Source organism: Streptomyces sp. 142MFCol3.1, from assembly GCF_000424945.1.
Taxonomy (GTDB): domain Bacteria; phylum Actinomycetota; class Actinomycetes; order Streptomycetales; family Streptomycetaceae; genus Streptomyces; species Streptomyces siamensis.
Genome location: NZ_AUKV01000032.1, coordinates 92,221 through 102,032, shown reverse-complemented (window position 1 = coordinate 102,032; position 9,812 = coordinate 92,221). Strand labels below are relative to the sequence as shown.

Annotated in this window: 8 protein-coding genes; 5 read left to right on the top strand and 3 right to left on the bottom strand. The window is 72.9% G+C overall.

Annotation, left to right across the window (positions count from 1 at the left end):
* Positions 1–801, bottom strand: an 801-nt coding sequence (locus tag H305_RS0135480; RefSeq protein WP_199791497.1) for a HAMP domain-containing protein, incomplete at its 3' end; no start/stop codon positions are given.
* Between the two features lie 103 nt (positions 802–904).
* On the opposite strand from H305_RS0135480, the gene H305_RS0135475 reads away from it, so the two are divergent.
* From H305_RS0135475 to H305_RS0135465, 3 genes are all read left to right on the top strand, one after another.
* On the top strand, positions 905–3,067 hold the full coding sequence (locus tag H305_RS0135475; protein ID WP_028804630.1) for a SpoIIE family protein phosphatase: 2,163 nt from the start codon (positions 905–907) through the stop codon (positions 3,065–3,067).
* A gap of 255 nt (positions 3,068–3,322) precedes the next feature.
* Positions 3,323–4,555 (top strand): radical SAM family heme chaperone HemW, encoded by a 1,233-nt coding sequence (hemW, locus tag H305_RS0135470; protein WP_028804629.1) that lies wholly within the window; start codon positions 3,323–3,325, stop codon positions 4,553–4,555.
* 27 nt (positions 4,556–4,582) lie between these two features.
* Positions 4,583–5,869, top strand: a complete 1,287-nt coding sequence (locus tag H305_RS0135465) for a hypothetical protein (RefSeq protein ID WP_028804628.1) — start codon at positions 4,583–4,585, stop codon at positions 5,867–5,869.
* On the opposite strand, the gene H305_RS0135460 is transcribed toward H305_RS0135465, so the two are convergent.
* Complete coding sequence (locus tag H305_RS0135460; protein WP_028804627.1) at positions 5,853–6,656, bottom strand: DUF3097 domain-containing protein; 804 nt, start codon at positions 6,654–6,656, stop codon at positions 5,853–5,855. The genes H305_RS0135465 and H305_RS0135460 overlap by 17 nt on opposite strands.
* A 45-nt stretch (positions 6,657–6,701) precedes the next feature.
* Entirely contained in the window at positions 6,702–7,436 is a 735-nt protein-coding gene (locus H305_RS0135455) for an MBL fold metallo-hydrolase (protein ID WP_028804626.1), read from the bottom strand.
* Between the two features lie 170 nt (positions 7,437–7,606).
* Between H305_RS0135455 and hrcA the strand changes: the two genes are divergently transcribed.
* Positions 7,607–8,626 carry a heat-inducible transcriptional repressor HrcA gene (gene hrcA, locus H305_RS0135450; RefSeq protein ID WP_028804625.1) on the top strand — a complete coding sequence of 340 codons (1,020 nt, stop codon included), beginning with the start codon at positions 7,607–7,609 and terminating at the stop codon, positions 8,624–8,626.
* Entirely contained in the window at positions 8,627–9,763 is a 1,137-nt protein-coding gene (gene dnaJ / locus H305_RS0135445; RefSeq protein WP_028804624.1) for a molecular chaperone DnaJ, read from the top strand.
* Positions 9,764–9,812 lie beyond the last annotated feature (49 nt).

The following is a 9,812-nucleotide window of genomic DNA, read 5'->3' as shown; positions in this document are numbered from 1 at the left end:
GCCCTCGGTGCCGACCTCGCGGGCGACGCGGGTGACCTCGTCGGCGAAGGCGGAGAGCTGGTCGACCATCGTGTTCACGGTCAGCTTCAGTTCGAGCAGCTCACCGGTCGCCTCGACGGTGACCGTACGGGTCAGGTCGCCGCGCGCCACCGCCGTGGTGACCAGAGCGATGTCCCGCACCTGCGCCGTCAGCCGGGACGCCATCGTGTTGACCGCCTCGGTCACGTCCCGCCAACTCCCGGACAGGCCGGTCACCTTGGCGCGCCCGCCGAGTCGGCCCTCGGTGCCCACCTCGCGGGCGACCCGGGTGACCTCGCCGGTGAACAGCGACAGCTGGTCCACCATCTTGTTGACGGCTCGGCCCAGCCGGCGCAGATCGCCACGGAGTTGACGATTGCCGTCGTGCAGGTCGACCCGCTGGGTCAGATCGCCGCCGGCCACCGCGTCGAGGACCCGCGTCGCGTTCGCCGCCGGCGCGACCAGGGCGTCGAGCAGCTGGTTCACGTCGTTGACGCGAGTCGTCCAGTTGCCCTGGCCCGGACTGGCCGACAGGCGCTCGTCGAGCCGGCCGTGACGCACCAGCTCCCGGCGCACCCGCTGCACCTCGGAGTTGAAATGGGCGCTGCGGTCCATGATCTGGTTGAAGACGGTGCTCAGCTCGGCCACCAGGCCATGGCCCGTCTCCGGCACTTTGCCGAAGTCGCCGTCCCGAGCGGCGGTCATCGCGGCGAGCAGCGGACGCAGATCCGACGCTCGAATCTGTCCGTCTTCGAGCACTTGCATACCACTGTTCTCACTCATGACGGCCCACTTCGGTAACTCGGCGCTTATGGGCGTGGTCAGTCTGTCACCCTGTCCGCATCGGCTGAGGCGTATTCGTCCGAACTGCTCAGGGAGCCGCACAGTGGGGGCCATTCCGACGCAACGGGAGTTCGTGGCGCGTGCTCCTGATGCGCCTGCGCACCACCGCGCCGGTCAGGACGTCGTGGTGCGCACCTCGCTGCCGGGCACCCCACTGGCCTCGGGGACCGCCCGCAGGTTCCTGCGCGACACCCTGGCCGAATGGGCCGAACTCGCCCTGCCCGGAGCCGCGATGATCGACGAGAGGCTCACCGGGGACGCCCTGCTGATCGTCAGCGAACTCGTCACCAACGCGGTCGTGCACGCGGGCACCGACGTGGGCCTGCTGTGCCGCCTCGAACGCCCCGCGGACGGACTGCCCGGCCCTCTGGTCGTCGAGGTCTGCGACCACCACCCCTCGCGAGGCCTGCGCGACGAGACCGCCGAACGGCCCTACGGGACACCGGAGTACGGGCGGGGCCTGCGGCTCGTCTCCGCGCTCTCCGAGGCCTGGGGGATCACCTTCCGCCCCGGCACGAAGACCGTGTGGGCGCGCATCCCGCTCGACGGCCGCACCGGCGGAGACGGCATGTCGGAGGACGGCCTGTTCTCCGGCACCGGCTCGGCACCGGACCTCGGGGGAACCGCGGAGGCGACGAAGCAGCCGGACGCCGCGGCGAAGCAGCCGGACGCCGTGGAAAGGGCGGACGCGGCGACAGGGCCGCACACCGCGAAGACGGCGAACGGCGTGGGGGCCGCCGACGCCGGGCGCGGCGGCGGGAGTACGACGCCCGTGCGGCACGGGGAAAGAACACAGACGCACACCGGTGAGGGGGGTCCGGGGCCCGACCCCCGGAGCGGCGTCACTCCCGGCCACGAGATACGCGCACCCGAACCCGGCCGCGACGCCCGGCCCGACCAGGACTGGCTCAACCGGGGAGCCCTCTCCTTCCTCGCCGAAGCCTCCGACCTGCTCGCCGGCCAGCTCGACGAGGACCTGGTCGCCGCGCTCGCCGGACAGCTGCTGGTGCCCCGTCTCGCCGACTGGTGCGCGGTGTGGCTGGAGGACGAGGCCACCGACCGGGCCGGCGGACTGGGCCTCGCCCTGGGGCCCCGGCTCGCCCGCGTCTGGCACGGCAGCGAGAACCGCATCGAGGAGCTGCGCCTCGCCCTCGAGAAGGATCCGCCGCGGCTCCCGGACGCGGTGCGCTCCCGGGCCGTGCCGGTGCCCTGGCCCGGCGAGGCCCTGTGCACCCCCGGGTCGAGCGGGGCGGCGCTCGCGTACCGGCTGATCGCGGGTGGCCGGCCGCTCGGCACGCTCGTCATCGGACGGTCCGGAGCGGCCGACTTCCCCGACGAGGTCACCGGCCTCGTCGAGGACCTCAGCCGCCGTGTCGCCCTCGCCATCGGCGCGGCCCGCCAATACGCGCGCCAGGCCACCATCAGCCGGGTCCTCCAGCGCGGTCTGCTGCCCGGAGCGGTCGCCGAGATCCCCGGCGTGCGCAGCGCCCTCGTGTACGAGCCGCTCGACAAGGGCGGGCCCAGCGGCGATTTCTACGACCTGTTCCCGGCCGGCGACGGCCGGTGGTGCTTCGCCGTCGGCGACGTCCAGGGCAAGGGGCCCGAGGCCGCCGTGGTGATCGGGCTGGCCCGGCCGTGGCTGCGGCTGCTGGCCCGCGAGGGCTACCATGTCGCGGACGTCCTCGACCGGCTCAACCAGCTGCTGCTCGACGACGCGACAGAGGCCGCGGACGCGGCGGCCCGGGCACTCGTGGCCGCGGGCGGGCCCGGGCTCGGCGCGGACCTCGGCCCCCAGACGCGCTTCCTGTCCATGCTCTACGGCGAGCTCGTCCCCTTCGACGGCGGGGTGCGCTGCACGCTGGCCTCCGCCGGGCATCCGCTGCCTCTGCTGCTGGGGCCCGACGGGGACGTACGGGAGGTGGCCAGGCCGCAGACCCTGCTCGGCGTCGTCGAGGACGCCGCGTACACCTCCGAGACCTTCGAGCTGCACCCCGGCGACAGCCTGCTGTGCGTCACGGACGGGGTGACGGAGCGGCGCAGCGGTGCCAGCCAGTTCGACGACGACGACGGTCTGGCCCAGGCTCTCGCGGGCTGTACGGGGCTGACCGCGGAGCTGATCGCGGAACGTATCCGCAGGCTGGTGCACGAGTTCGGGGCGGGGCCTTCGGAGGACGACATGGCGCTTCTCGTGCTTCAGGCCGAGTAGCCCCTGGCCGTCCCCCCCGGGGGTTCCGCCCCAGGCCCACGGCCCCCCGTTCGGCCTCGTCATCGAGCGCTGCACGGGCCGTTGCCTCTCTGCCGCTGGACGGGCCGGAGGGCCTTGGTCGTCCGGCGGGCCGGAGCTCGCCCCGGGTGGGGGGTGGGGCGGCGCCGTCGGGCGGAACACCGATCACCGGTGCGTGCGGAGCGCGCCCCGCGGACCGGAATCCGGTACCCCTGGCCGTGCTGGACAATGGAACGCATGCCTTCCGCACTTCCCGACGGCGAGCCCGTCCCCGACGACGGGGCGTTGCCCGTGCATGCCCTGGCCGGGGCGGCCGAGCGGCCCCTCGGGTTCTACCTGCACGTCCCGTACTGCGCGACCCGCTGCGGCTACTGCGACTTCAACACGTACACGGCGACCGAGCTGCGGGGCACCGGAGGCGTGCTCGCCTCCCGGGACAACTACGCGTCGACGCTGATCGACGAGGTCCGACTGGCCCGCAAGGTGCTCGGCGACGACTCACGCCCGGTGCGCACGGTCTTCGTGGGCGGCGGCACGCCCACCCTGCTGGCCGCCGACGACCTCGTGCGGATGCTGGGGGCGATCCGCGACGAGTTCGGGCTCGCGGACGACGCGGAGATCACCACGGAGGCGAACCCGGAGTCGGTCGGCCCGGAGTACCTGGCGACCCTGCGCTCCGGCGGCTTCAACCGGATCTCCTTCGGCATGCAGAGCGCCCGGCAGCACGTGCTGAAGGTGCTCGACCGCACGCACACCCCCGGCCGCCCCGAGGCCTGCGTCGCCGAGGCGCGCGCGGCGGGCTTCGAGCATGTGAACCTCGACCTGATCTACGGCACCCCGGGGGAGTCCGACGACGACTGGCGCGCCTCGCTCGACGCGGCGCTCGGCGCCGGGCCGGACCACATCTCCGCGTACGCCCTGATCGTCGAGGAGGGCACCCAGCTCGCCCGCCGCATCCGTCGCGGCGAGGTCCCGATGACGGACGACGACGTGCACGCGGACCGCTATCTCATCGCGGACGAGGTGATGTCGGCGGCGGGCTTCGAGTGGTACGAGGTGTCGAACTGGGCCACCTCCGAGGCCGGCCGCTGCCTGCACAACGAGCTGTACTGGCGCGGCGCCGACTGGTGGGGAGCGGGCCCCGGCGCCCACAGCCACGTCGGCGGCGTCCGCTGGTGGAACGTGAAGCACCCGGGGGCCTACGCGGCGGCGCTGGCCGGCGGCCGGTCCCCGGGGGCCGGCCGCGAGCTCCTCGCCGACGAGGACCGCCGCGTCGAGCGGATCCTGCTCGAACTGCGGCTGCGAGAGGGCTGCCCGCTGTCCCTGCTGCGCCCGGACGGCCTCGCGGCCTCCCGCCGGGCCCTGGCCGACGGGCTCCTCGAAACCGGTCCGTACGAGGACGGCCGGGCGGTGCTCACGCTGCGCGGCCGGCTGCTCGCGGATGCCGTCGTCAGGGACCTGGTGGACTGAACAACTGTTCGCGTACAGTCCGCGGCCATGATCTCTGGTGGATGGCCCGACGAGGACGCGACCGTCCTCCGATACGGGCTGCGGCGGCTGCTCATGTCGCTGCCGATCGTTTTGTTGTTGACCGCCGGCGGTGTGTGCGCGGTATGGATCGCCGTCGAGCACGACGGAGGTATCGGAGCCGGCTGGATAGCGCTCGGGATGCTGCTGGCGATGGGTGTCGCCGGAGTGAGTCTGCTCGTCTCCCGCTGGCGGGCCCGCCATTGGATCACCGCCTTCGACTCGACCGGTTTCTGGTGGATGCGAGGCAAGGAGATGGCGCTGATCCGCTGGGACTCCCTGGCCGGCGCGGGCATCCACTGGGCTCGCGGCAGCAGGACGGTCGTCTTCACGGTCGAGCTCTGCCCGAAGGAAGAGATCGACCGCGACGATCCGCTGCTGTGGAAGTTCGTCCGCGACACGGAGCCGCTCAGGCCGGGACTGCCCCGGCTCCGCTACCGCATCGACGTGGGCGGCTCCCACAAGGCGTACGAGAAGGCCTTCCAGCAGTGGGCGCCCGAGCTGTGGTTCGGCCGCAGGGAACAGCCGATGTCGTACGTGGGCGGGCCGGATCACGCGGGCCACCAGGAGCGGACCGGCACGGCGGGGCGCGGCACGCCCGAACCACTCGTCCTCGAGACCGTCGAGATCGGCGACTCGGTGGTGGTCCACCGCGCCGGCGTGCTGGTCCGCAGCCGGCTGGCCGTGGCGCTCGTCATGGTGTCGGCCTGCGCCTGGGCCGTGCCGGCCCTCCTGCCCGAGAACGGGCACGGGGCCGTCGCCGTCGTGCGCGAGGTGATCGCCGTCGTGCTCGTCGCGCTGGCCGGCTGGGCCCTCGTCCTCATCCTGCGGGGAGTGGGGCTCATCTGGAACCTGCGCGTCGTCATGGACGCCACCGGAATCCACGTCACCCGGCGCGGACGGTCCGCCACCGTGCCGTGGGACTCGCTCGCCGGGGTCGGCATCCACGGCGCACCACCGCTGCACACCCTCGAGCTCTGCCCGAAGGACGAGATCGACCGCGACGCCCCGCTGCTGTGGTTGTTCGTGCGCGACAGCGAGCCGCCCCGGCCCGGGCTGCCCCGGCTGCGCTACCGCGTCTCCATCTGGCCCGCCGGCGGCCGGCACGCCGTGGCGGCCGGCTGCCGGCGCTGGGCGCCGGACCTCTGGCTCGGCGCGGAGCGGATGAAGTCCGGCTACGAGGGAGCCCCGGACCTCAAGGGGCACCGGCGCCGCGCCCGTGGAACCGGCGGCAGGACCGTCACTGCGGCGCCGTGACGAAGTCGATCAACTCCTCCACGCGGCCCAGGAGCTCCGGCTCCAGGTCCTTGTAGGAGCGCACCCGGGACAGAATGTGCTGCCAGGCCGCGCCGGTGTTCTCCGGCCAGCCCAGGGCCCGGCACACGCCCGTCTTCCAGTCCTGCCCGCGCGGGACCCGGGGCCAGCCCGCGATGCCCACGGCCGACGGCTTCACGGCCTCCCAGATGTCGATGTACGGGTGGCCGACCACCAGGGCGTGGTCGCTGGTGACCGCCTCGGCGATGCGGGACTCCTTCGTGCCGGGCACCAGGTGGTCGACCAGGACGCCCAGCCGGGCGTCGGGGCCGGGTCCGAAGTCCTCGACGATGGAGGGGAGGTCGTCGACACCCTCCAGGTACTCGACGACGACGCCCTCGATGCGCAGGTCGTCGCCCCACACCCGCTCGACGAGCTCGGCGTCGTGGCGACCCTCCACGTAGATGCGGCCCGCGCGGGCGACCCGGGCCCGCGCACCGGGCACGGCCACCGAACCGGACGCCGTGCGGGACGGGCGTGCCGGGGCCGACGACGGCCGTACGAGCGTGACCACCCGCCCCTCCAGCAGGAAGCCGCGCGGCTCCAGCGGGAACACCCGGTGCTTGCCGAAGCGGTCCTCCAGGGTGACCGTGCCCGCCTCGCAGCGGATCACGGCACCGCAGAAGCCGGTACCGGGCTCCTCGACCACCAGACCGGGGTCCGCCGCGACCTCCGGCACGGGCTTGGGCTTCTTCCACGGCGGAGTCAGGTCCGGAGAGTACTGGCGCATTCGGATGACGATAGGAGAAGCGGCGAGGCGGTGCGGGGGAGATCGCTACGACACGCCGAAACGCGCCGCCAGCGCGTCCCGCTGGGCGCGCACGAACGCCGCGTCCACCGTCGCTCCGTGACCGGGCACGTACACCGCGTCCTCGCCGCCCAGGTCGAGCAGCCGGTCCAGGGCGGCCGGCCAGTGTGAGGTGATCGCGTCGGGACCGGCCTGGGGTTCGCCCGACTCCTCCACCAGATCGCCGCAGAAGACGGTCTCCGGTCCGCCCGGTCCGCCGGGGACCAGGACCGCCAGATCGTGCGCGGTGTGTCCCGGGCCCACGTTCGCCAGCAGGACCTGGACGCCGCCGAGGTCGAGCGTCCACTCGCCGGACACCGCGTGCCGGGGGTGCACCAGGAGATCCGCCGCCTCGGCCGCCGCGCTCGGTCCCAGGCCGTTGCGCACCGCGTCCGCGCGCAGTTCCTCGCGCCCGTGTGCGAGGACGGTGTCCAGCCCGACCGCCCCGAAGACCTCCACCCCCGAGAACGCGGCCGCCCCGAAGACGTGGTCGAAGTGCGGGTGCGTGAGTGCGAGGTGCGTCACCCTGCGTCCGGGCCCGAGCAGCCGCAGGGCCTCGGCGCGCAGCCGTGCGCCCTCTCCGAGGCTCGACCCGGCGTCGATCACGAGCGCGGCGTCCTCGCCCACCACGAGCCCCACGGTGCAGTCCCAGACGGGAAGCCGCCGTCGTCCGACCCGGGGTGTCACCCTTTCCCACCCCGGCTCTTCCCAAGTCACGCTCATACGGAGACGCTAGCCGTGCGGACGTGGTGAGCACGACATCGCAGGCCGGCCCTTGCCCGGGCCGTACCTCACAGCCGTACACTTGGCCGGGGAACGCTGGCACTCACGTGCGCTGAGTGCCAGGCCAGGGGCCATGAAGACCACGGAGCCGACTTCTGGAGGTGTGCGCGATGCTCAGTGAACGCAGGCTCGAAGTGCTGCGCGCCATCGTCCAGGACTACGTGGGCACCGAGGAGCCGGTCGGCTCCAAGGCGCTCACCGAGCGGCACCGGCTCGGCGTCTCGCCCGCGACCGTGCGCAACGACATGGCGGCGCTGGAGGACGAGGGGTACATCGCCCAGCCGCACACCAGTGCCGGGCGCATCCCCACCGACAAGGGCTACCGGCTCTTCGTCGACAAGCTCGCCGGGGTCAAGCCGATGACGGCGCCCGAGCGGCGCGCCATCCAGAACTTCCTCGACGGCGCCGTCGACCTCGACGACGTCGTGGCCCGGACCGTGCGGCTGCTCGCGCAGCTCACCCGGCAGGTCGCCGTCGTGCAGTACCCGTCCCTGACCCGCTCCACCGTGCGGCACGTGGAGCTCCTGTCGCTCGCCCCGGCGCGCGTCATGCTCGTCCTGATCACGGACACCGGGCGGGTCGAACAGCGCATGATCGACTGCCCCGCGCCGTTCGGCGAGACGTCGCTCGCGGACCTGCGGGCGCGGCTCAACAGCCGGGTCGCGGGCCGCCGCTTCGCGGACGTCCCGCAGCTCGTGCAGGACCTTCCGGAGGCGTTCGAGGAGCCCGAGGACCGCGGTACGGTCGCCACGGTGCTCTCCACCCTCCTGGAGACACTCGTCGAGGAGACCGAGGAGCGGCTGATGATCGGCGGCACCGCCAATCTCACCCGCTTCGGACATGACTTCCCTCTCACCATCCGGCCGGTGCTCGAAGCGCTGGAGGAGCAGGTCGTGCTCCTCAAGTTGCTTGGTGAGGCGAAGGATTCGGGCATGACCGTGCGGATCGGTCACGAGAACGCCCATGAGGGACTCAACTCCACGTCCGTGGTCTCCGTCGGCTACGGTTCGGGCGGCGAGGCAGTAGCCAAACTCGGCGTGGTCGGCCCGACCCGCATGGATTATCCGGGAACGATGGGAGCGGTACGAGCGGTGGCACGGTACGTCGGACAGATCCTGGCGGAGTCGTAAGTGGCCACGGACTACTACGCCGTGCTCGGCGTGCGCCGCGACGCTTCCCAGGACGAGATCAAGAAGGCGTTCCGGAGGCTCGCGCGCGAGCTGCATCCGGACGTCAACCCCGATCCGAAGACGCAGGAGCGGTTCAAGGAGATCAACGCCGCCTACGAGGTGTTGTCGGACCCGCAGAAGAAGCAGGTCTACGACCTCGGCGGCGACCCGCTGTCCCAGGCGGGCGGCGGTGGCGCGGGTGGCTTCGGCGCCGGCGGCTTCGGGAACTTCTCGGACATCATGGACGCCTTCTTCGGCACGGCGTCGCAGCGCGGACCGCGCTCGCGTACCCGTCGGGGCCAGGACGCCATGATCCGTCTGGAGATCGAACTGGACGAGGCGGCCTTCGGCACCACGAAGGACATCCAGGTCGACACGGCCGTCGTCTGCGCCACCTGCAACGGCGAGGGCGCCGCTCCGGGCACCTCCGCGCAGACCTGCGACATGTGCCGCGGCCGTGGTGAGGTCTCCCAGGTCACCCGGTCCTTCCTGGGCCAGGTCATGACCTCGCGCCCGTGCCCGCAGTGCCAGGGCTTCGGCACCGTCGTCCCGACCCCGTGCCCCGAGTGCGCGGGCGACGGCCGGGTCCGCTCCCGGCGCACCCTCACGGTGAAGATCCCGGCCGGTGTCGACAACGGCACCCGGATCCAGCTCGCGGGCGAGGGCGAGGTCGGCCCCGGCGGCGGCCCCGCCGGCGACCTGTACGTGGAGATCCACGAACTGCCGCACAACGTCTTCCAGCGGCGCGGCGACGACCTGCACTGCACGGTCACCATCCCGATGACCGCGGCGTCCCTCGGCACGAAGGTGCCGCTGGAGACGCTCGACGGCCTGGAGGAGGTCGACATCCGTCCGGGCACGCAGTCCGGGCAGTCGATCCCGCTGCACGGGCGCGGCGTCACGCACCTGCGCGGCGGCGGCCGCGGCGACCTGATCGTCCACGTCGAGGTCACCACGCCGACCAAGCTCGACCCCGAGCAGGAACGGCTGCTGCGCGAACTGGCGAAGCTGCGCGGCGAGGAGCGGCCCACCGGGCAGTTCCAGCCCGGCCAGCAGGGTCTGTTCTCGCGTCTGAAGGACGCGTTCAACGGCCGCTGACGCGACCGTCGGGAGCCGGGACCGGAGCCGCGGAGGGCGCTGACCAGGT